Origin of the sequence: Aeromicrobium sp. Root236 (genome assembly GCF_001428805.1) — a bacterium.
Classification (GTDB): Bacteria; Actinomycetota; Actinomycetes; order Propionibacteriales; family Nocardioidaceae; genus Aeromicrobium.
Genome location: NZ_LMIS01000001.1, coordinates 343,438 through 365,125, shown reverse-complemented (window position 1 = coordinate 365,125; position 21,688 = coordinate 343,438). Strand labels below are relative to the sequence as shown.

Below are 21,688 nucleotides of genomic sequence, written 5' to 3'. Positions count from 1 at the left end.
TCTCTTCCGCCGCGCAAGGCGGCCCGCAACACCGGGAGACTGCTGGGAGTCTCCGTGATGACGACGTTGCGATCGGGGAATACTCCCCTCCACGCATCATTCTTGCAGATGCGGGAGGGTGCTCGCGCCACGCGTCGGGCCGCTAGATCGTGCGTGCGGTGATCTCGAGCCAGACGCCGTGCGGCCATGGGCCTTCGGGCTGCAGCGCCGGGTGGTCGAATGCGTCGGGCGGCGCGGTCTGGGGCTCGACACACACGGTGTCGTCGGGCTCGTCGTAGACCACCCACCAGGCGGAGGACGACTCGAGCGTGAGCTGGAGCGCTCCGGGCCAGGTCAGCACCGGTGTCGCGGCGAGCTGGAAGCAGTCGTCCCACGGCCCTGGCGTCGGGGCGACGAGTCGACCGGTCGGGAGGCCGTCGGTGCCGCGCTCCACCATCGACTCGGGCCGCAGCGATGCCACGAGGTCACCGCCGGTGTCGAGCCGGCGCCGGAACCATGGGTGCAGCCCGACCGAGCACGGCGCCTCGGTGTCGTCGTCCCACGACAGCTCGATGCGCATGCCGTCGTCGAGCAGCTCGTAGGTCAGCGTGGCGATGCCTTCGGTCGGCCACGGTTCGCCGATCGTGAGCTCGTACGCCCCCTCGGCGACCCGCTCCCACGCGGCGACGTGTCCCAGGCCGTGCAGGGCGTGGGTCCCATCGGTCTGCGGCAGCTCGTACGTCGCGCCGTACAGCTCCAGTCGGCCGTCACGTACGCGGCCGGCCCACGGCACCATCGGGAAGCAGCCGTCCGCGATCGCCGGGTCGATGTGTGGACTGCTGGCGCGGCCAAGCACCTCGTGGCCGTCGATCACCAGACTGGTGAGCCGGGCGCCCCTCGTGGGGTCGATGACGGCCCGGACCCGGTCGTTGCGCAAGACATCAGTCACGAGGCCAGCATGCCGTAGGTCGAAACCTCAGACGCCAGCTTGGAGCATGCTGCGGAGCTCCTTCTTGAGGTCGCCGATCTCGTCGCGCAGACGCGCGGCGACCTCGAACTGCAGCTCGGCTGCCGCCGCCCGCATCTGCTCGCTGAGCTGCTCGATGAGGTCGGCGAGCTCACCCGAGGGCAGGTTGGCGAGGTCGGCGGTGTGACCGAGCGGCACCGGCGCGCCCTTGCGGCGCTTGTCACCGGTCGCGGCGAGCAGCGTCGCCGTGTCGGCGTCCTCGCGGGCCAGCATGTCGGTGATGTCGCCGATCTTCTTGCGCAGCGGCGTCGGGTCGATGCCGTTGGCGACGTTGTAGGCGACCTGCTTCTCACGGCGCCGGTTGGTCTCCTCGATCGCCCAGCCCATCGAGTCGGTGATCGTGTCGGCGTACATGATGACCTGGCCCGACACGTTGCGCGCCGCACGGCCGATGGTCTGGATGAGCGAGCGACCCGAGCGGAGGAAGCCCTCCTTGTCGGCGTCGAGGATCGCCACGAGGCTCACCTCGGGCAGGTCGAGGCCCTCGCGGAGCAGGTTGATGCCGACCAGGACGTCGTACTCCCCCATGCGCAGCTCGCGGAGCAGCTCGACGCGGCGCAGCGTGTCGACCTCGCTGTGGAGGTAGCGGGTGCGGATGCCGGCCTCGAGCAGGTAGTCGGTGAGGTCCTCGGACATCTTCTTGGTGAGCGTCGTGACCAGCACGCGCTCCTCGCGCTCGGTGCGCAGCCGGATCTGGGTGATCAGGTCGTCGATCTGGCCCTTGGTCGGCTTGACAATGACCTCGGGGTCGACCAAGCCGGTCGGGCGGATGATCTGCTCGACGACGTCGCCCTGGACCTTCTCCATCTCGTAGTTGCCCGGCGTCGCCGACAGGTAGACCGTCTGGCCGATGCGCTCGAGGAACTCGGCCCACTTGAGCGGCCGGTTGTCCATCGCGCTCGGCAGCCGGAAGCCGTGCTCGACGAGCGAGCGCTTGCGGGACATGTCGCCCTCGTACATCGCGCCGATCTGCGGGATGGTCACGTGCGACTCGTCGACGACCAGCACGAAGTCGTCGGGGAAGTAGTCGAGCAGGCAGTGGCCCGGCGTGCCCGGCCCGCGGCCGTCCATGTGGCGCGAGTAGTTCTCGATGCCGGCGCACGTGCCGACCTGCTGCATCATCTCGAGGTCGTAGGTCGTGCGCATGCGCAGTCGCTGGGCCTCGAGCAGCTTGCCCTCGCCCTCGAGCTCGGCGAGCCGCTCCTCGAGCTCGATCTCGATCGTGCGCATCGCGCGGTTCATGGTCTCCTGGCCGGCGGCGTAGTGCGTGGCCGCTCCGACGTAGAGCTCCTGGTCGTCGCTGAGCACCTCGCCGGTCAGCGGGTGCAGCGTCATGAGCCGCTCGATCTCGTCGCCGAAGAACTCCACCCGCACCGCGTGCTCCTGGTAGACCGGGAAGATCTCGACGGTGTCGCCCTTGACCCGGAACGTGCCCCGGGTCGACGCGACGTCGTTGCGTACGTACTGGGCCTGCACCAGCGTGCGGAGCAGCTGCTCGCGCGGGAGCTCCTCGCCGACCTTGAAGCCGATCATGCGCTCGAGGTATTCCTGTGCCGAGCCGAGGCCGTAGATGCAGGACACCGTGGCCACCACGATGACGTCGCGACGGGTCAGCAGCGACCACGTGGCCGAGTGCCGCAGGCGTTCGACCTCTTCGTTGACCGACGAGTCCTTCTCGATGTAGGTGTCGCTCTGCGCGATGTAGGCCTCGGGTTGGTAGTAGTCGTAGTAGGAGACGAAGTACTCGACCGCGTTGTTGGGCAGCAGCTCGCGCAGCTCGTTGGCGAACTGGGCCGCGAGCAGCTTGTTGGGCATCATCACGAGCATCGGCCGCTGCAGCCGCTCGGCCAGCCAGGCCGTCGTCGCGGTCTTGCCGGTGCCGGTCGCACCCAGCAGCACGTTGTCCTTGACGCCGGCCTTGATCCGGCGTTCGAGCTCGGCGATCGCCGCCGGCTGGTCACCCGCGGGTTGGTAGTCGGAGACGACCTCGATGGGCGCCACCTGACGCTGGAGCTCTGACACTGAACGCATACCTACGAGCCTACGTCTCGCCACCGACAAAGCACTCTAAAGTGGCTGTCATGCCCGTCTCGGAACGCCGCGCTGAGCGCAAGAGGGAGATCCTCGACGCGACCCGTGCGCTCTTCGACGAGCGCGGCGTGCGCGATGCGCAGATCGAGGACATCGCGCGGGCCGTGGGCATCAACCGGGCGATCATCTACCGGCACTTCTCGGGCAAGGAAGAGCTGTTCGCCGAGACACTCGTCGGCTACCTCGACGAGCTCGCCAAGATGCTGCAGACCTCCGACGACGCCACGCACGAGCCGGTCGATCGCCTCGAGAACCTCGTCGTGGTGTTCCTCGACTTCGGGTCGGCCTATCCGGCGTTCGTCGACTGCGCCCAGACGTTGCTGCGCCGCCGTGGCGACGAGCTCATGGCCGAGGTCAGCGAACGCGTCATGTTCGACCTCGGCCGTGCCATGGCGTCGTGCCTCAACCATGTCGTCGACGTGCTCGAGGCCGGGGTCAAGGCCGGCGAGTTCCACGTACGCGACCCCAACCTGCTGGCCAACGTGTTCTACACGCAGGCGCTCGGCGTCATGAACCTGACGACGCTGCAGCTGTCCGTACGCGAGCAGAACCCGGGTCTGCCGGCTGTCGACGCCGTGCCGTTCGACGAGGTCAAGACCTACCTGCAGCACGCCGCCGTCGCGATGGCGCGCGCCGAGCCGTCAGCCTGAGCCATTCGACAGGCTCAAGAACCGACCGCGGCCCGTACGGTGTCGACCGACAGGCGTACGTCCTCCGCGTCGGTCGACCAGTTGCTCACCGACACCCGCAGGACGTCGCGGTCGTGCCAGCGCGAGCCGGACATCCACGTCGTGCCGTCCTCGATGACCCGCGCGGTGACCTCACGCGTACGTTCGTCGCTGCCGAACGACACGCAGATCTGGGTGTAGCCGACGTCGTTGAGCACCTCGACGCCTTCGATCTCCGACAACCCGGCGGCAATGGCGCGCGCATTCGCCGCGAGACCGTCGACCAGGTCGACCACTCCCTTGCGGCCCAGCGATCGCAACACGGCCCAGACCGGCACGCCACGAGCCCGCCGGGACAGCTCGGGCACCTTCTCGTACGGGTCGCCGGGCCCGGTCTCGTCGGCCACCAGGTAGCTCGCGTGCACCCCCATCGCCGCCCGCATCGAGCCTGAGTCGGCCACGATCGCGAGCCCGCAGTCGTACGGCACGTTGAGCGTCTTGTGCGCGTCCGTCGTCCAGGAGTCGGCGCCGGACAGGCCCTCGACGAGGTGACTCAGCCCGGGCGACGCCGCCGCCCAGAGCCCGAAGGCCCCGTCGACGTGCACCCACGCGCCGCGGGCATGCGCGAGCGAGACGGCCTCGGCGAACGGGTCGAAGGCGCCCGAGTGCACGTTGCCGGCCTGCAGGCACAGCACGATCGGCTCGCCGGGCGGGATCGCGGCCAACGCCTCGGCGAGCGCGTCGACGTCGATACGACCCTGGTCGTCGGCGACGACCGGAGTCGGCTGGCCGAGCCCTAGGTAGCGCAGCGCCAGGTCGATCGTGTCGTGCCGCTCGGCGCCCACGAGGACACGGACCCGCGGCGCACCCGTCAGGCCGTTGCGCTCGACGTCCCACCCCGCTTGGGCGAGGACCGCGTGGCGTGCAGCGGCCAGGCAGGTGAAGTTGGACATCGTGGCGCCGGTGACGAAGCCGACGTCGGCCGTCGGCGGCAAGTGCAACAGCTCGAGCAGCCAGCTCGCGGCGGCCTCCTCGAGCGCAGCGGTCGCGGGCGTCGAGTAGCGCATGCCGGCGTTCTGGTCCCAGCCGCTGACCATCCAGTCGGCGGCGAGCCCGGCAGGCAGCGTCCCACCCATGACCCAGCCGAAGAACCGCCCGGATGCGATCGCCATGAGCCCCGGGTCCGCCTTGGCGGCGAGCTCGTCCACGACGTCACCGGGGTCCAGGCCGTTGTCGGGCAACGGCCCGCCGACACTCTCCAGCAGCTCGCTTGCGGTGACGCGCGGCCCGACCGGCCGCTCGTCGATCGACGACAGCCAGCGGCGTACGTGTTGGTGCGCCTTGTCGAGCGAATCGTCGTATGTCTCACCGCGTGCGGTCATGTTGGTGCCGGCTTCCTCGGCTGGCTCGCCGTTCGCCACACCTTAGGACGCGAGCAGCAGCCTCCGCCACGAATCCGCGATCCAGCTTCGGAACTCTGCCGGGGTCCAGCCACGCTCCTCGACAAGCAGCACCCAGTACTCCGCTGCGTTCATGGACCAGATGACGTCCGCGACCCGCTGGTCGTCGAGGTCGGCACGTAGCTGTCGGGTCACGCGGAGGTCGGCGGCGAACTCGAGCATGTTGCGTGCTCGCCGCTCGCTGATCTCCTTCCAAAGGGCGCGGCACGACTCGTCGCTCAGCGCGGCGTCACGCAGGGCCAGGAAGATCGGGGCCATGCGTTGCTGGATCTCGGCGATGGCCTCCGCATAGATGTCGATCTTCTCGCCAGCTGTCGCGGCTTCGCGTATCTGCTGCACGTACGGACGCTGCTGGGCCGGCACGGCCTCGTTCTGCCCCGACAACGACGTCTCGACCAGTTCTCGCATGAGGGCGGGCTTGCGGCCGACCGCCGAGTAGATCGTGTCGATGTTGACCCCGGCCCGATCGGCGATCTGCTGCACCGTGGTGCGACGGAATCCCTGCGTGACGAAGAGGCTGCGGGCGGCGTCGAGGATCGCACCGCGAGTGCGCTCGGCCTGTTGGGCGCGCAGTGACGAGGTGTAGGTGCGGGTCTTGACGTGCTCTCCCATGGCTGCCTACTCTACCAGTATTCATCCGAATGTCATTCGGATCAACTTCAGGAGACATCATGGTCTACGCATTCACGCAGGACGTACCGATCGACTTCCCGACGTACGAGAAGGTCATCGCCAACCTCGGCGACGAGCCCCTCGACGGCTGCCTGGTGCACCTGTGCCTACGGCGCGAGGACGGCGGTCTGCGCTACATCGATGTCTGGGAGTCGCGGGACAAGTGCGCCACGGCGTTCGAGGAGCGCATCCATCCCGCAGTCGACGCGGCGCTCGGCGGTCGCCGGCCCTCAGAGGAGCCGCACAGCGAACCGCTGGAGGTGCTGCACGCCTTCGGTTCCCGGGTCTGACCGGCGCGCTCACTCAGGCGAACGCGTTGACACCGGTCAGCTCTGCGGAGAGGGCCCAGAGGCGCTGCGCCTCGTCGGGGTCGACCGCCCAGTCCTTCACGCCGGTGTAGACCTGGTCCTCCGTCCACGGCGCGGCCACGTCCACGTCCTCGAGGTAGAGCCCGCCCAGGCCGTCGAGCTGTCGCGAGGTCGCCGCCCACACCTGCGTCGCTGCACCGGCCTCGGGTGACTTGAACCGCGGGTCGATCAGGTTGCCGTCCTCGTCCAGGTATCCGGCCTCGATCTGCTCGGCCATCGACATGTGGCGCACCAGCGCGGTGAGGATCGCGCCCGGATGCACCGCGAACGCGCGCACGCCGGCGTCCCGGCCCAAGGCGTCGAGGTGGACGGCGAACAGCGAGTTCGCGGTCTTGGACTGGCCGTACGCGAGCCACTTGTCGTAGCCCTGCGTGAAGTGCGGGTCGTCCCACCGGATCGGCGAGAAGTGATGGCCACGCGAGCTGACCGAGATCACCCGCGCCCCGCTTGGCTCGATCGCGGGCCACAGCCTGTTGACCAGTGCGAAGTGGCCGAGGTGGTTCGTCGCGAGCTGTGACTCCCAACCGGGGCCGACGCGCGTCTCGGGTGCGGCCATGATGCCGGCGCTGTCGATGACCAGGTCGAGGCTGCGGTTCGTCGCCAGGAACCGGTCCGCAAAGCGTCGTACGCTCTCGAGGTCGCCCAGGTCGAGGGAGCCGACCTCGACGCGTTCGAAGCCGGCCAGCTGCTCCCGGGCGGTCTGGACCCGGCGCGACGGCACCACGACCTCCGCGCCGGCAGCAACGAGCGCCCGCGTCGTCTCGATACCGATGCCGGAGTAGCCGCCGGTGACGAGGGCGAGCGTGCCGGTGAGGTCGACGTCCTTGAGCACGTCGTCCGTGGTCGTGGTGGCGTCGAAGCCGGAGGGAAGTGGCCGTTGCGTGGCGTTCGTCATGACGCCGACGCTAGGCGCTGGAGCACGCTCCAGCGCAAGCCTGCGAACGTGCCTTCGACAAGCTCAAGGACCTCACGTTCTTGAGCTTGTCGAACCGACTCAGGCCTCGAGGATCGCGACGACGCCCTGGCCACCGGCGGCGCAGATCGAGATCAGGCCGCGGCCCGAGCCCTTCTCGTGCAGCAGCTTGGCGAGGTTGGCGACGATGCGCCCACCGGTCGCGGCGAACGGGTGTGCCGTCGCGAGCGACGAGCCCTTGACGTTGAGCTTGCTGCGGTCGATCGAGCCGAGCGGCTCGTCGAGGCCCAGGCGCTCCTTGCAGAAGATCGGGTCCTCCCACGCCGCGAGCGTCGTGAGCACCTGGCTCGCGAACGCCTCGTGGATCTCGTAGAAGTCGAAGTCCTGCAGCGTCAGGCCCTGGCGGGCGAGCATGCGCGGCACGGCGTAGACCGGAGCCATCAGCAGGCCCTCGGCGCCGGAGACGTAGTCGACGGCGGCCGTCTCGTAGTCGACGAAGTAGGCCAGCGGGGTCCAGCCGTGCTTCTCGGCCTCGTCCTCGGACGCCAGCAGCACCGTCGAGGCGCCGTCGGACAGCGGTGTCGAGTTGGCCGCGGTCATCGTGGCGCCCTCACCCTTGCCAAACACCGGCTTGAGCTTCGCGAGCTTCTCCAGCGACGAGTCGGGACGCAGGTTGTTGTCCTTGGTGACACCGAGGAACGGCGTCATCAGGTCGTCCTGCCAGCCCTCGTCGTACGACTTGGCGAGGTTGTGGTGCGAGGCAACGGCGAGCTCGTCCTGAGCCTCGCGGGTGATGCCCCACTCCTTGGTCGTGATGGCCTGGCTGTCACCCATCGACAGTCCGGTGCGCGGCTCGGAGTTGCGCGGCTGGTCGGGCGCCAGGTAGGCCGGGCGGATCTTGGCGAGCGCGGCGAGGCGGCCCTTGTTGTCCTTGGCGCGGTTGGCCTCGAGCAGGATCTTGCGGAGCTTGTCGCCGACCGCGAGCGGGGCGTCCGACGTCGTGTCGGCGCCACCGGCGATGCCGGACTCGATCTTGCCGAGCGCGATCTTGTTGGCGACGAGCACGGCGGCCTGGATGCCCGTGTCACACGCCTGCTGCACGTCGTACGCAGGGGTGTCGGGCGACAGCTTGGAACCGAGCACCGTCTCGCGGGCGAGGTTGAAGTCGCGGCTGTGCTTGAGGACGGCGCCGGCGGCGAACTCGCCGACCCGCTCACCCTCGAGGCCGAAGCGCTCGACGAGGCCGTCGAGGGCCGCGGTGAGCATGTCCTGGTTGGACGCGTTGGTGTAGACGGTGTTGGAGCGCGCGAACGGGATGCGGTTGCCGCCGATCACGGCGACGCGGCGTACGGTCTGGGCTCCAGCGGCGGCAGACGCGACGCTCGACACGGTCTCCGCAGCCTTGGTCGCGGCCGTCTTCTTCGCGGGTGCCTTCTTGGTGGGCGCCTTCTTGGCTGGTGTCGTGTCCGCCATGGCGGTCTCCTCGATCTTCGTGAACGATGGTTCTGGAACGTGATGAGCGCCGCATCCACGCTGGTGGACGGGGCTGTTTCATGAGGTTACAGTTTCAGGAGCATTCCAGATACCAATGGTATCCGAGAGATAGGACACACCCAAGTCATGGCCGACCGCTATCAGTCCCTTGCTCACAACCCGATCGGCAAGTTCATCGTCAAGAACCTGGGTCTGCCCAATCCCCCGGTCCTCGAGCGCTGGTCCGAAGGTGACCCGCTCGTCAAGGGCACCGTCCTCATCGGCGCCGCTCCCGGCAGCCGGCTCGGCAAGCAGCTCGCCGCGACGTTGAAGTCCAGCGGCATCACGTCGGTGGGCGTACGCGCCGACAGCAAGACGTACAAGGGCCTGGTGTTCGACGCCACCGGCATCAGCGACACCGCCGGCCTCGCCGACATGCAGCAGTTCTTCACCCCGGCGCTCCGCAGCCTCGCGAGCTCGGGTCGGCTCATCGTCATCGGCACGCTCCCCGAGCAGGCCGAGTCCGAGACCGCGGCGATCGCACAGCGCGCCCTCGAAGGTTTCGTACGCTCTGCCGGCAAGGAGATCGGTGGCAACGGCAGCACGGCCAACCTCGTCTACGCCGGCGCCGGCGCCGAGAACGCGCTCGGGTCGACCCTGGAGTTCCTGCTCTCCCCCAAGTCGGCGTTCGTCGACGGCCAGGTCATCCGCCTCGGGCTCACCGAGCTCGTCGATGCCGACCCCGTCGCCGACCCGGCCAAGCCGCTGGCCGGCAAGGTCGCGCTGATCACCGGCGCCTCGCGCGGGCTCGGCGAGGCCATGGCCCGCACGCTCCACCGCGACGGCGCGGCGATCGTCGGCCTCGACGTGCCGCAGCTGTCTGCCGAGCTGGAGGCCGTCATGGCCGAGCTCGGCGGCACCGCGATCGCCGAGGACATCACGGCGCCCGATGCGCCCAAGGTCATCGCCGACGCGCTCAAGAAGGCGCACGGCGGTGTCGACATCGTCGTGCACAACGCCGGCATCACCCGCGACAAGCGGCTCAAGAACATGAAGACCGAGAACTGGAACCTCGTGATCGACATCAGCGTCGGCGCGCCGCAGCGCATCACCGCGGAGCTGCTCAAGCGCAAGCTCATCCGCCCCGGCGGCCGCGTCATCGGCATCTCGTCGATCGCCGGCATCGCGGGCAACAACGGCCAGACGAGCTACGGCACGGCCAAGGCCGGCGTCATCGGCTTCGTCAACGACCTGTCCAAGCGGGTCGCCAAGGACGGCATCACGGTCAACGCGATCGCTCCCGGGTTCATCGAGACCGACATGGTCAAGACCATGCCGCTCGGCATCCGCGAGGCCGGTCGCCGGCTCAGCTCGCTGTCGCAGGGCGGCCAGCCGATCGACGTCGCCGAAGCCATCGCCTGGTACGCCAACCCGGGATCGTCCGCGATCTCCGGCAACGTCGTGCGGGTCTGCGGCCAGGCCCTGATCGGAGCCTGACGTGGTCACCCGTACGTTCGACAAGGCGCCCTCGACCGCGCCGTTGATGCTCAAGGCGGTCCTGCCGGCGATCCCCGTGATCGGTGGGCTGCCCGGCATCAAGCACGCCAAGGGCTCGGTCCCCGAGATCGTGCTGGAGCGCAAGGGTGTCGTGACCGACCTCAAGCACCTCGAGGCCTACAACGAGGTCTGCGGGTTCCCGCGCGGCGACCACCTCCCGGCGACCTACCCGCACATGGCGGCGTTCGGGTTGCACATGGCCCTGATGACCGACACGGCGTTCCCGTTCGCGCCGATGGGCCTGGTGCACCTGCGCAACACGATCCGCCAGCACCGCCCGCTCGGCGTCGCGGAGTCCTTCGACGTCTCCGTACGCGCTGCCGACCTGCGGCCGCACCCCAAGGGCTCGCTCGTCGACCTCATCACCGAGGTCTCCGTCGAGGGCGAGCTCGTCTGGGACGAGGTGACGACGCTGTTCTCCCGCCACAAGGGCGGCAGCGCGGAGACCTCACCGGCTCCCCTGGCAGGCGTCGAGGCACCTGACGGCGTCGTGCACTGGAAGCTCGCCGGTGACCTCGGCCGCCGCTACGGCTCGGTGTCGGGCGACCGCAACCCGATCCACCTCTACCCGCTGACCGCCAAGGCGTTCGGCTTCCCCACCAACATCGCCCACGGCATGTGGACCCTCGCTCGCAGCCTCTCGGCGCTGCAGAACAAGCTGCCCGCCGCGTTCGCGGTCGACGTCGAGTTCCGCAAGCCGATCCTGCTGCCGGGCACCGTCGTGTTCGGGTCACAGGCAGAGCGCGGCGAGCTCGTCTTCGGCGTCAAGGGTGCGAAGAAGCCGGTGACTCACCTCGTCGGAAGGGTTGTTACCGAAGCGTAACTCCGATTTACTTTGGGTCGTTGATCACGGCAACGACACAGGGAGCCCTTCGTGCACGCTCGAACCACGGTCCATCGCCTGCTCATGATCGTCGGGCTCGCGCTCGGGATGATCGCCGCCTCGCTCACGTTCAGCACCACGGCAGCCACGGCTGCGACGACGTGGAAGCCCCGTGCCGCGGAGTACCCCAAGACCGTCACGGAGCGCGACGTGGCGATCCCGATGTCCGACGGCACGATCCTGCGCGGCGATGTCGTACGCCCGGCAGACGCCAACGGCAAGGCGATCGCCAAGCGGTTCCCGGTCCTGGTGACCATCACGGCGTACAACAAGACCGTCGTCAGCTCGGCCGGCGGGTTCCTCGGCGGCGACTCGAGCTATCTCGTCAAGCGCGGCTACGTGCAGCTGACCGTCGACGCTCGCGGCACCGGCAGCTCCGAAGGCATCTGGAGGGCCTTCGACGCCCGGGAGAACAAGGACGGCGGCGAGATCATGACGTGGGCGCACTCGTCGGCGCGCCCGTGGAGCAACGGCATCACCGGCATGACGGGCCCGTCCTACATGGGCATCAGCCAGCTCTGGGCCGCGGCAGCCCAGCCGCCCGGGCTCAAGGCGATCTTCCCGCAGGTGCCCGGCGCTGACGTCTACCGCGACGTCGTCGCCTCGGGCGGCCAGCTCGACGTCGGCTTCATCCCGCTGTGGCTCGGCCTCGTCACCTCGACGGGCCTGATCCCGCCGACGGTGCTGGCGACGAGCCCCGACTCGGCGATCAAGGAGCTGCTCGACCACCTCACCGGCGCCGGCACGTTCACGGTCCCGCTGCTGCTCAGCGCGTTCCTCGGCGGTGAACCGGCATACGACGGGGCGTTCTACAAGGAGCGCTCGGTCATCAACGTGATCGACAAGGTCAAGGTCCCGGCGTTCTTCGTGTCCGGCGAGTACGACCTGTTCCAGCGCGGCACGCCGTTGCTGTTCGAGAACCTCAACAAGCGCGGCATCCCCGCCAAGATGATCGTCGGCCCGTGGGACCACCTGCAGGCCTCGAGCGGCGCCGACATCGCCAAGGCCGGCTACGGATCGCTGGGCGAGCTGCAGCTGCGCTGGTTCGACCACTACCTCAAGGGTCGCAGCGACTCGACGCTCAACAGCGACATCGCCAACCTCACGTACTACGAGCAGGGCACCGGCGCGTGGGCCAAGAGCACGAAGTGGATCGGCCCGTCCCTGACCGGCGCCAAGCTCAAACTGTCCGGCACGTCCGCGCTGCTCGGCGCCCCGGGCGGCCTCACGTCCGGCACCGCGACCGCCGGCACCTCGAGCATCCTCCCGATCCCCGCAGCGGGGCTCTGCACGCGCTCGGCCAACCAGTGGACCGCGGGCGTGCCCAACCTGCTACTCGCCCAGCTCCCCTGCTTCTCGGACAACCAGCTCAACGACAAGGCGGGCGCGGTGTTCTCGACCAAGCCGCTGACCAAGGCCGTGACGGTCCAGGGGCCGATCAACGCCCACCTGTACGCCTCGAGCGCCGGTGGTGACGGCATGCTGTCGGTCGCCCTCGAGGACGAAGCACCCGACGGCACGGTCAAGCGCCTCACGGGAGGCTGGCAGGTCATCTCGCACCGAGCGCTCGACACCAGCAAGTCGCGCTATCTCGACGGCGTGCTGATCCAGCCGTTCCACCCGTTCACCAAGGCAGCGCAGAAGCGGCTCGCGCCCAACGAGGTCGCGCCGATCGACGTCGAGATCTTCCCGACGCGAGCCAAGATCCTGCCGGGCCACAAGCTGCGGATCGCGGTGCAGGCGTTCGACGTCCCGCACCTGCTGCCCACGCTGCCGGACCTGCTCGGCACGCTGACGGTGCTCAAGATCCACAACTCGGCGACGTACCCGTCGACGATCAACTTCCCGAGCGTCGGGACGCTGCCGACGATCCCCTAGCCGCGAGGAGTGATCCGGCGGATCAGGCCTTCCTGGGCGACGGTCGCCACGAGCGTGCCGTCCTCGGTGAAGACCCGAGCCGTGCTCAGACCGCGAGCACCGGACGCCGACGGCGAGGTCTGGTCGTACAGGAGCCACTGGTCGGCGGCGATCGGCCGGTGGAACCAGATGACGTGGTCGAGCGAGGCCGCCTGGACGTCAGGGGCCCCGATGAACGTCCCGTGCGGCACGAGGCTCGCGCCGAGCAGGCTCAGGTCGCTGATGTAGGTGAACGCCGCGTTGTGGACGATCCGCGAGTCCGGCAGCGTGCCGTCGGCGCGAAACCACAGGCGCTGCACGACGGGGACGAGCCGGCGCTGCGGGTCGTCCTCGGCCCGGTTGTCGCCGATGTAGCGCATGTCGAACGACGACCACTCACGGTTCCAGAACTCGGCCGCCTCCGAGCCACGGCCGCCGATGACGTCGGTCAGCGGCAGCGACTCGTCCGGCGACGGCACGTCGGGCATCGCGTCCTGGTGGTCCCAGCCGTCCTCGACGACCTGGAACGACGCGGTCATGTAGAAGATGATCTCGCCGTGCTGACGGGCCGCGACGCGCCGCGTGGTGAACGAGCCACCGTCGCGGACGTTCTCGACGTCGTAGACGATCGGGATGCTCGGATCTCCGCCGAGGATGAAGTAGAGGTGCAGCGAGTGCACGTGGCGCTCGTCGGGCACGGTGAGCTGCGCCGCCATGAGCGCCTGGGCCGCCACCTGGCCACCGAACACGCGCGGCAGCTCCGATGCCTCGGGCTGCGACCCGCGATAGAGACCCACCTCCAGCTGCTCGAGATCCAGGAGTCCGACGACGTCTTCAAGGGATGCAGGCACGGTCCGATCGTAGCGGTGAGCGACGATGACGCCATCGTGACTTGCATGTGACGTCATAGTGGTGTCATGATGACGTCATGGACCTGAACCCTTACATCGAAGACCTTCGCCGCCACCTCGGCGTCGCGGCCGCGGCCGGCGGCGACGAGGCCCGCGAGATGGCCGAACGCCTCGTGGCTCCCCTCGAGTCGGCGGCCCGCCTCGTGCTGCTCGACGTGCTGTCCGCCGCCGCCGCCGAGATCACCACCGAGCTCGCCCCGGGCTCGGTCGACGTACGCCTGCGGGGACGCGATCCCGAGTTGGTCGTCACGACGGCTCCGAGCGAGCAGTCCTTCGACCAGGCGAGCACCGCGGCGACGCCGCCTCCGGTCGAGGCCGACGACAGTGGCACGTCGCGGCTCACCGTGCGCCTCTCCGAGCAGCTCAAGTCGCAGATCGAGGCGGCCGCCGGCCGCGACGGCCTGTCGGTCAACAGCTGGCTCGTGCGCACCGCCGCAGCCGCCGCCGACCCCGACAGGCGGCGCAACACCCCCACGACCACCACGAGCCAGCGTTTCAGCGGATGGGTGAAATGACCATGACCACACACGACTTCCAGACGCCTGACCACCTCTCGGTGACGATCGACCTCGCCTGTGTCGGCGACGTACGCATCACCACCGGCGACAGCGCCACCACGAGCGTCGACGTGCGCCCACGTGACGCGCAGCGCTCCGCGGACGTACGAGCGGCCGAGCAGGTGACCGTCGAGCTCCTCGGCGGCCTCCTCCGGATCGTGGCGCAGCGCAGCTGGCGCGCGGCCAGCCTGTGGGGCAACGGTGGCGCCGTCGACATCCTCGTCGAGCTGCCGGCCGGATCCGACCTGTCGGCCGACCTCGCGATGGGCCGGCTCGACGTCGAGGGGCCACTCGGCGCCTGCCGCGTCAAGACCGGCATGGGCAACGTGCGGGTCGACTCCACGGACGCCCTGCAGGCCCGCACCGGCTTCGGCGACGTCACCGCCGGAGCTGTTGCCGGCGACGCCGACCTGTCCACGGGATCGGGCGCCCTGCGCGTCAGCCGCATCGAGGGCGACGCCGTCATCAAGAACTCCAACGGCGAGATCCGGCTCGGCACCGTCACCGGCACGCTCGACGCCAAGTCGGCCAACGGCGACATCACCGTCGCCCAGGCCCAGGGGTCGGTCAAGGCCAAGACCGCTTATGGCAGCGTCCGGGTCGCCGAGGTCGAGCGTGGCTCCGCCGCCCTCGAGACCGCGTACGGGGACGTCGAGATCGGCATCCGCACCGGCACCGCTGCGTGGCTGGACGCGAGCAGCAAGTCCGGCACCGTGCGCAGCTCGCTCGAGGCCACCGACTCCCCCGCGGAGTCCGAGCAGACCGTCGAGGTCCGCGCCCGTACGTCCTACGGCGACATCCTGATCCACCGCTCGCCGGCCTGACCACCACCACGAGAAGAGGAACCATGAGCACCACCCCCACTCACTCCGGCATCACCGCGACCGGGCTGTGCAAGGCGTACGGCGACAAGGTCGTGCTGGACGGCATCGACCTCGACGTCCCCGCCGGCACGATCTTCGGACTTCTGGGACCCAACGGCGCCGGCAAGACGACGATCGTCCGCATCCTGTCGACGTTGATCAAGCCCGACGGCGGCGTCGCGACGGTTGCCGGTCACGACGTGACGAGCGATGCCGGCTCCGTTCGCCGGCAGATCGGCGTGACCGGGCAGTTCTCGGCGATCGACAACCTGCTGACCGGACGCGAGAACCTGCTCCTGATGGCCGACCTCAACCACCTGCCCAAGGACGTCGGCCGGCGCCGCGTCGACGAGCTCCTCGAGCAGTTCGACCTCGTCGAGGCGGCCGGCAAGACTCCGCCGACGTACTCCGGCGGCATGAAGCGACGGCTCGACCTGGCGATGACGCTGGTGGGCGATCCGCGCATCATCTTCCTCGACGAGCCGACGACCGGGCTGGACCCACGCAGCCGCCACACGATGTGGCAGATCATCCGCGGACTCGTCGCCGACGGCGTGACGATCTTCCTCACGACCCAGTACCTCGACGAGGCCGACGAGCTCGCCGACCGCATCGCGGTGCTCGACCGAGGCGCGATCGTCGCCGAGGGCACGCCGGCCGAGCTCAAGCGGCTCATCCCCGGCGGCCACATCCTGCTGCGGTTCGCCGATGCGTCGAGCCTCGACGCCGCGGCCCGGCACCTCGCCGAGGCCACCCGCGACGACGAGGCGCTGACGCTGCAGGTGCCGAGCGACGGCGGGATCGGCTCCCTGAGGACCCTGCTCGCCGGCCTCGACGAGTCGATCGAGGTCGACGACCTGTCGATCCACACGCCCGACCTCGACGACGTCTTCTTCGCCCTCACCGACCGACACGACGCACAGAAAGCCAGCTGACATGAGCACACTGACCTACGCCACCCGCGACTCCGCAACGATGCTGCGGCGCAACCTGCGCCACATGCAGCGCTACCCCTCCCTGACCCTGATGCTGGTCGGCATCCCGGTGGTCTTCCTCCTCCTGTTCGTCTATGTCCTCGGCGGCACGATGGGCGCCGGGCTCGGCGTCGCCTCCGGTGGCCGTGACGCGTACGTCGAGTACCTCGTGCCCGGCATCCTCGTGCTGACGGTCGCCGGCGCCGCCCAGGGCACCGCGATCGCGGTCGCGATGGACATGACCGAGGGCATCATCGACCGCTTCCGCACGATGGGCATCTCCCGCGCGGCGGTGCTGACCGGGCACGTCGTCGGCAGCATGCTCCAGACGCTGGCGTGCATGGCCGTCGTCCTGGTAGTCGCTCTGGTGATCGGGTTCCGGCCGTCGGCGTCGCCGCTCGACTGGCTGGCCCTGGTCGGCGTCCTCGCCGCCATCACGTTTGCCCTGACCTGGCTGACGGTGGCTCTCGGCATGAGCGCCAAGAGCGTCGAGACGGCCAGCAACAGTCCGATGCCGCTGCTCCTGCTCCCGTTCTTCGGCAGCGGGTTCGTGCCGACGGACACCATGCCGTCAGGCGTGCGTTGGTTCGCCGAGAACCAGCCGTTCACACCGTTCACCGAGTCCGTGCGCGGCCTGCTGACCGGCGCGGACCTCGGCAACGGCGTCGTGCTGACGATCGTCTGGAGCGCAGCGATCGCCCTGCTGGGCTACGTCTGGGCCATGCGGTCGTACGAGAAGGTCGCCGAACGGGTCTAGCGCCCGTACGTGACCCCCCGCACGAGCAGCTCGAACGGACCCCGATAACCGGCACGGCGCATGCGGTCGGCGATGACCACGGTCGACACCCAGGTCATCGTCGCCAGCAGCGCCGTGCCGGCGACGCTCAATGGCCCGGACAGATCGAGCAGGAACGGTGTGAACACCACCGTCCACACGACGGACTGCGAGAGATAGAACGTCATCGAGCGTTGTCCTGTCGCGGCGATCGCCCGGACGACGCGACCCTCCTTGCTCAAGCGGGCGGCCAGCAGCGTGATCGCGGCGGCATAGCCGAACCCGCCCAGCACTCCGGATGCGTCGTGCCACGGGCCGATCAGCTCGAGCGTGCTGCGGCTCGGCACGTCGGTGACGCCGGCGAGCATGAGTGCCACGGGCTGGGCGCCGAGCACGGCGACCGCGATGCCCACGACCGCCGTCACGGTCAGCAACCGGCGGTGGAGCTCCGGCTGCTCCAGGACTCGGCGGCGGCCGGCCCACAGCCCCACGAGGAACGGGCAGGCGAAGCCGATCGGACCCAGCAGCATGATGAACGGCTGCGCCACGATCCGGTCCGACAGCATCGTGAGCAGGTCCGGAGGCAGCATCGACGGGTCCGGTGGGTCGGTGACGATCGACATCGAGTCACCCGACGGGAACGCCCCGAGGGTGAAGATCACCGCCGCCACTCCCAGCAGCCAGCCGTCCCTCCACCTCACCGCCCAGGCGCCGAGGAGCAGCAGCACGCCGTACGCCGCGAGGATGTCGCCGACGTAGAGGAGCATCGCGTGGAGAAATCCCACGACGACGAGGAACATCGCCCGACGCCACAGGAGGTGTCGCACGCCCTTGGGTCCCAGCGCCTCCTGGCGCCGGACGATCATCGCCACCCCGTAGCCGAACAGCAGGCCGAACATCGGGAACGCCCGGCCATCGACGAACGTCGCGACGAACCAGGTCACGGCGGAGTCGAGCCTCGACCCGTCCATCGGGAAGCCGCCACGCACCGAGTCACCGCTCAGGAAGTAGTGCGAGTTGGCCAGCGCGATGAACAGCAGCATGAAGCCGCGGGCGAGGTCAGGGCCGAGAGCTCGGTCGGCCGGAGCGAGCGGGCCGGGACTGGCGCTCAGCGGAGTCGAGGACACCCCACGAACGTACGGAAGACGGTCGGCACCTTCCATCGGCCGAAGGTCGCCGGCCACCCGCTACTTTCGGCGCGCGTCAGCCTTGGTCGTTCTTGCGCTGACGCGCCAGGAACTGCTCGAACTGGTCGGCCAGCTCGTCGCCGCTCGGCAGGTCCTCGTCGCTGGCGAGCAGCGACTGGGCCGCACCGCGGGTGAACGCGTCGTACTGCTCCTCGAGCCCGCCGAGCAGGCTCTGGCCGCCCTGCTCCTCGATCTGCTGCTCGATCTCCGCGAGGGCCGCCTCCTGGCGGGCCTTGAGCGAGTCGACGTTGATGCTGAGCCCCGTGCGGTCGACGAGGGCGTCGATCAGCGCGAGCGACGCGGTCGGGTAGTCGATCTGCGCGAGGTAGTGCGGCACGTGCACGACGTAGCCGGCGGCGTCGTGGCCCCACTGCCCGAGGCGGTACTCCAGCAGCGACTGCGCGGACGACGGGACCATGACCTGCGCGGACCAGAGGTTCTGCCGGTCGACCAGGTCGGGACGCGTGCCATGAGCGGTGATCATGGTGGGCCGGGTGTGGGGCACGCCCATGGGCACGGCGCCGAGCCCGAGGGTCAGCGGGACGTCGTGCTCCTCGATGAAGTCATGGACCTCGGCGATGAACTGCTCCCAGTGGAAGTCGGGCTCCGGGCCGGCCAGCAGGAAGTAGGGCATGCCGTTGTCGTCGTGCTCGAGCACGACCTGCAAGGTCGGGTCGTCGTACTCCGCGTAGTGGTCCTCGCGGAACGCGATCATCGGGCGGCGGGCCCGGTAGTCGAGCAGCGCGTCGATGTCGAACTCGTGGACGACCTCGCCGTGGCCCGAGCGCAGCTGGTCTGCGGCCATGCGGGCAGCAGAACCGGCACCCAGGAACCCGTCGAGGGCATGGATGAGGATCGGACCGTTGCCCTCGCGGGGGGTCTCGTCAGGTTCGCGTCGCGGTAGCCATTTCATCGCCATGGTCAACCACTCACCCGTCGGTGCTATTCCGCGACAACGCGGCGAGCGTGTCGTCGGCGACAGCCTGCGGTGTGAGCCCGAGTCGTTCGAGGATCACGTCGCGCTTGGCGTGGTCGAGGAACTCCTGCTCGACGCCGTGCACGCGGATCGGCACGTCATGGCCTGCATCGCGTACGGCCTGGGTGAACGCCGCTCCCACACCGCCGTGGCGACCGTTGTCCTCGACCGTGACGACGAGGTCGTAGCCGGAGGCGAGCTCGACGAGCGCGGGGTCGATCGGCTTGACCCAGCGGGGATCGACGACCGTCACGCCGTGGCCCGCAGCGCGTACGATCTCGGCCGCGTCGGCGCCGAGGTGGCCGAACGAGCCGATCGCGACGATCAGGACGTCCTTGGCGTCGTCGCGGGAGAGCACGTCGGTCGTGCCGATGCGCTCGATCGCCGGGAGGTCCTCGCACACGCCACCCTTGGCGAACCGCACGACGGTGGGTGCGTCGTCGACGTCGACGGCCTCACGGAGCAGCTCACGCAGCTGCGAGCCGTCACGCGGAGCGGCGAGTCGCAGGCGCGGCACGATCTGCAGCAGCGACATGTCCCACATGCCGTTGTGGCTGGCACCGTCGTCGCCGGTGACGCCGGCCCGGTCGAGCACGAACGTCACGCCGCACCGGTGCAGGGCGACATCGAGCAGCACCTGGTCGAACGCGCGGTTGATGAACGTCGCATAGACCGCGACGACAGGGTGCAGGCCGCCCATCGCGAGCCCGGCGGCGCTGGTCACGGCGTGCTGCTCGGCGATGCCGACGTCGAACACCCGATCAGGGAACTTGTCGGCGAACGCGTCGAGGCCGACGGGATAGAGCATCGCCGCCGTGATCGCCACGATGTCGGGACGCTCGTCGGCGATGCGGACGATCTCGTCGCGGAACACCGAGGTCCAGCCGGCCGGCGCGACGTTGACCGCCTCGCCGGTGGCCCGGTCGAACGGGTTGGCCTGGTGCATCTGGTCGTTCTCGTTGGCGACCGCGATGTCGTAGCCTTGCCCCTTGGTCGTCAGCACGTGCACGAGGACGGGGCCGCCGAACTTCTTGGCCTGGGTCAGCGCGCGCTCGACGGCGGGACGGTCGTGGCCGTCGACGGGGCCGATGTACTTGAGCCCGAGGTCCTCGAACATGCCCTGCGGTGCCAGCGCGTCCTTGACGCCCTTCTTGATCGCGTGCAGCGCCTCGTACGCAGCGGGGCCCACGATGCGCGAGCGGTTGAGCCGCTCCTTGATCGCACCGAGCGCGGGCTCGTACTTGGGGTTGGTGCGGATCTCGGTGAGCCGGTTGGCGAGTCCGCCCACGGTCGGGGTGTAAGAGCGGCCGTTGTCGTTCACCACCACGACGAGGCGGCGGTCGTTGTCGGCGGCGATGTTGTTGAGCGCCTCCCAGGCCATGCCACCGGTCAGCGCACCGTCACCGATGACGGCGACGACGTGGTCGTCCTTGCCGAGCAGCAGGTTGGCCTTGGCCATCCCGTCGGCGTACGACAGGCTCGTCGAGGCGTGCGAGTTCTCGACCCAGTCGTGCTCGGACTCGGCGCGGCTCGGGTAGCCCGACAGGCCACCCTCCTTGCGCAGCGTCCCGAACTGGCCGGCGCGGCCGGTGAGCATCTTGTGGACGTACGCCTGGTGGCCGGTGTCCCAGACGACCCGGTCGCGCGGTGAGTCGAACACGCGGTGGATCGCCATGCCGAGCTCGACGACGCCGAGGTTGGGTCCGAGGTGACCGCCGTTGGAGGCGACCGAGGTGATCAGCAGCTCGCGGATCTCGGTCGCCAGCGCAGCGAGCTCGTCGTCGCTCATGCCGCGCAGGTCGGAGGGTCCGGTCAGGTTCGCGAGAACGCTCATCGGTGTCTCCTCCCCGCTCTCAGCCATAGCGGTCAGTCTATCGACGTGCGCCATCCGCGCCGAGTCGGCGGGCTCCTCAGTCGGTTGCGCCGAGGTCGCGGTATCGGCCCCGGAGGTGCACCAGAGCATCCGCCTCACCCACAGCGACCGACTCGACGATGCCCTCGACCAGCAGGCCCCACCCGACCTCACGGGGCTCGTCGGCATCACGGCGTACGCCGATCCAGCCTGCCGTTCCGGTCAGCACGGGTCCCCACTCGCTGTCGGTCCAGTCCCCGAGCGTGAACGGGCCGCCCGGCGCCGGTGCCGTACCGGCGAACGCGTCGGCGAGGAACCGGTGCTCGGCGCCCAGCACGTTGACGGTCCAGGTGTTCGGCTCCGCCTCCCAGAAGTCGGAGTCCGGGTCGATCAGGCCGAGCACCCGGTCGGGATCCCCCGCCGCCAGGAGCAGGGACGACACGGTCAGCCCGCGCCGCCGAGTGCCCTCGCCGGTGGCCCACACGGTGACCGGCGCCGGCAGACGGCCACGTACGCGCCGGAGCTGGTCGCGATCGCCCTCAGCGGGTACGAACGGGTGGTCCGAGTGGATCGTCACATCTTCATTGTGCGGCACCGACGCCCAGC

At 69.4% G+C, this 21,688-nt stretch carries 20 protein-coding genes; 9 read left to right on the top strand and 11 right to left on the bottom strand.

What is annotated here, in order from left to right; all coding sequences use genetic code 11:
- Positions 1-142 precede the first annotated feature (142 nt).
- Both ASE12_RS01800 and uvrB read right to left on the bottom strand, forming a co-directional pair.
- The gene (locus ASE12_RS01800) at positions 143-928 is read right to left on the bottom strand and encodes an aldose 1-epimerase (protein ID WP_082582023.1); all 786 of its coding nucleotides are present in this window, start codon (positions 926-928) and stop codon (positions 143-145) included.
- A gap of 27 nt (positions 929-955) precedes the next feature.
- On the bottom strand, positions 956-3,037 hold the full coding sequence (uvrB, locus tag ASE12_RS01795) for an excinuclease ABC subunit UvrB (protein ID WP_056396170.1): 2,082 nt from the start codon (positions 3,035-3,037) through the stop codon (positions 956-958).
- 50 nt (positions 3,038-3,087) lie between these two features.
- Between uvrB and ASE12_RS01790 the strand changes: the two genes are divergently transcribed.
- Complete coding sequence (locus ASE12_RS01790; RefSeq protein WP_056396168.1) at positions 3,088-3,747, top strand: TetR/AcrR family transcriptional regulator; 660 nt, start codon at positions 3,088-3,090, stop codon at positions 3,745-3,747.
- A gap of 14 nt (positions 3,748-3,761) precedes the next feature.
- On the opposite strand, the gene ASE12_RS01785 is transcribed toward ASE12_RS01790, so the two are convergent.
- Together ASE12_RS01785 and ASE12_RS01780 are read right to left on the bottom strand one after the other, a co-directional pair.
- Complete coding sequence (locus ASE12_RS01785; protein ID WP_056404455.1) at positions 3,762-5,147, bottom strand: pyridoxal-dependent decarboxylase; 1,386 nt, start codon at positions 5,145-5,147, stop codon at positions 3,762-3,764.
- Between the two features lie 42 nt (positions 5,148-5,189).
- Positions 5,190-5,837, bottom strand: coding sequence for a TetR/AcrR family transcriptional regulator (locus ASE12_RS01780; protein WP_056396165.1), 648 nt, complete (start codon positions 5,835-5,837; stop codon positions 5,190-5,192).
- 59 nt (positions 5,838-5,896) lie between these two features.
- On the opposite strand from ASE12_RS01780, the gene ASE12_RS01775 reads away from it, so the two are divergent.
- Positions 5,897-6,187, top strand: a complete 291-nt coding sequence (locus tag ASE12_RS01775; RefSeq protein ID WP_056396162.1) for a hypothetical protein — start codon at positions 5,897-5,899, stop codon at positions 6,185-6,187.
- Between the two features lie 13 nt (positions 6,188-6,200).
- Here ASE12_RS01775 and ASE12_RS01770 read toward each other — a convergent pair whose 3' ends face one another.
- Positions 6,201-7,160: an SDR family NAD(P)-dependent oxidoreductase gene (locus tag ASE12_RS01770; protein ID WP_056396159.1), complete on the bottom strand. Its 960-nt coding sequence runs from the start codon at positions 7,158-7,160 to the stop codon at positions 6,201-6,203.
- 99 nt (positions 7,161-7,259) lie between these two features.
- A complete protein-coding gene (locus tag ASE12_RS01765; RefSeq protein WP_082582022.1) occupies positions 7,260-8,651 on the bottom strand; it encodes an acetyl-CoA C-acetyltransferase in 1,392 nt (463 codons plus the stop codon).
- Between the two features lie 147 nt (positions 8,652-8,798).
- On the opposite strand from ASE12_RS01765, the gene ASE12_RS01760 reads away from it, so the two are divergent.
- From ASE12_RS01760 to ASE12_RS01750, 3 genes are read left to right on the top strand one after another with little or no spacing between them, the layout of a single operon-like run.
- Entirely contained in the window at positions 8,799-10,148 is a 1,350-nt protein-coding gene (locus ASE12_RS01760) for a 3-oxoacyl-ACP reductase (protein WP_056396156.1), read from the top strand.
- 1 nt (position 10,149) lies between these two features.
- Entirely contained in the window at positions 10,150-11,031 is an 882-nt protein-coding gene (locus tag ASE12_RS01755; RefSeq protein WP_157412777.1) for a MaoC family dehydratase, read from the top strand.
- A gap of 51 nt (positions 11,032-11,082) precedes the next feature.
- Complete coding sequence (locus ASE12_RS01750; RefSeq protein WP_056396153.1) at positions 11,083-12,969, top strand: CocE/NonD family hydrolase; 1,887 nt, start codon at positions 11,083-11,085, stop codon at positions 12,967-12,969.
- On the opposite strand, the gene ASE12_RS01745 is transcribed toward ASE12_RS01750, so the two are convergent.
- The gene (locus ASE12_RS01745; protein ID WP_056404449.1) at positions 12,966-13,838 is read right to left on the bottom strand and encodes an acyl-CoA thioesterase II; all 873 of its coding nucleotides are present in this window, start codon (positions 13,836-13,838) and stop codon (positions 12,966-12,968) included. The genes ASE12_RS01750 and ASE12_RS01745 overlap by 4 nt on opposite strands.
- 77 nt (positions 13,839-13,915) lie before the next feature.
- On the opposite strand from ASE12_RS01745, the gene ASE12_RS01740 reads away from it, so the two are divergent.
- The 4 genes from ASE12_RS01740 to ASE12_RS01725 are packed head-to-tail and all read left to right on the top strand — an operon-like array spanning position 13,916 to position 17,049.
- Complete coding sequence (locus ASE12_RS01740) at positions 13,916-14,413, top strand: hypothetical protein (protein WP_056396150.1); 498 nt, start codon at positions 13,916-13,918, stop codon at positions 14,411-14,413.
- Positions 14,410-15,279: a DUF4097 family beta strand repeat-containing protein gene (locus ASE12_RS01735; protein ID WP_162255458.1), complete on the top strand. Its 870-nt coding sequence runs from the start codon at positions 14,410-14,412 to the stop codon at positions 15,277-15,279. The genes ASE12_RS01740 and ASE12_RS01735 overlap by 4 nt, the downstream gene beginning before the upstream one ends.
- Before the next feature lie 23 nt (positions 15,280-15,302).
- Positions 15,303-16,253: an ATP-binding cassette domain-containing protein gene (locus ASE12_RS01730; RefSeq protein ID WP_056396145.1), complete on the top strand. Its 951-nt coding sequence runs from the start codon at positions 15,303-15,305 to the stop codon at positions 16,251-16,253.
- A gap of 1 nt (position 16,254) precedes the next feature.
- Positions 16,255-17,049 (top strand): ABC transporter permease, encoded by a 795-nt coding sequence (locus ASE12_RS01725; RefSeq protein WP_056396142.1) that lies wholly within the window; start codon positions 16,255-16,257, stop codon positions 17,047-17,049.
- Here the strand turns inward: ASE12_RS01725 and ASE12_RS01720 are convergent.
- The 4 genes from ASE12_RS01720 to ASE12_RS01705 form a co-directional block, all read right to left on the bottom strand.
- Positions 17,046-18,194, bottom strand: coding sequence for a DUF418 domain-containing protein (locus ASE12_RS01720; RefSeq protein WP_235508816.1), 1,149 nt, complete (start codon positions 18,192-18,194; stop codon positions 17,046-17,048). The two genes, ASE12_RS01725 and ASE12_RS01720, sit on opposite strands and share 4 nt — an antisense overlap.
- A gap of 76 nt (positions 18,195-18,270) precedes the next feature.
- Positions 18,271-19,167, bottom strand: coding sequence for a proteasome assembly chaperone family protein (locus ASE12_RS01715; protein WP_056396138.1), 897 nt, complete (start codon positions 19,165-19,167; stop codon positions 18,271-18,273).
- 16 nt (positions 19,168-19,183) lie between these two features.
- Positions 19,184-21,064 (bottom strand): 1-deoxy-D-xylulose-5-phosphate synthase, encoded by a 1,881-nt coding sequence (gene dxs / locus ASE12_RS01710; protein WP_056396136.1) that lies wholly within the window; start codon positions 21,062-21,064, stop codon positions 19,184-19,186.
- A gap of 76 nt (positions 21,065-21,140) precedes the next feature.
- Positions 21,141-21,659: a flavin reductase family protein gene (locus tag ASE12_RS01705; RefSeq protein ID WP_056396133.1), complete on the bottom strand. Its 519-nt coding sequence runs from the start codon at positions 21,657-21,659 to the stop codon at positions 21,141-21,143.
- Positions 21,660-21,688 lie beyond the last annotated feature (29 nt).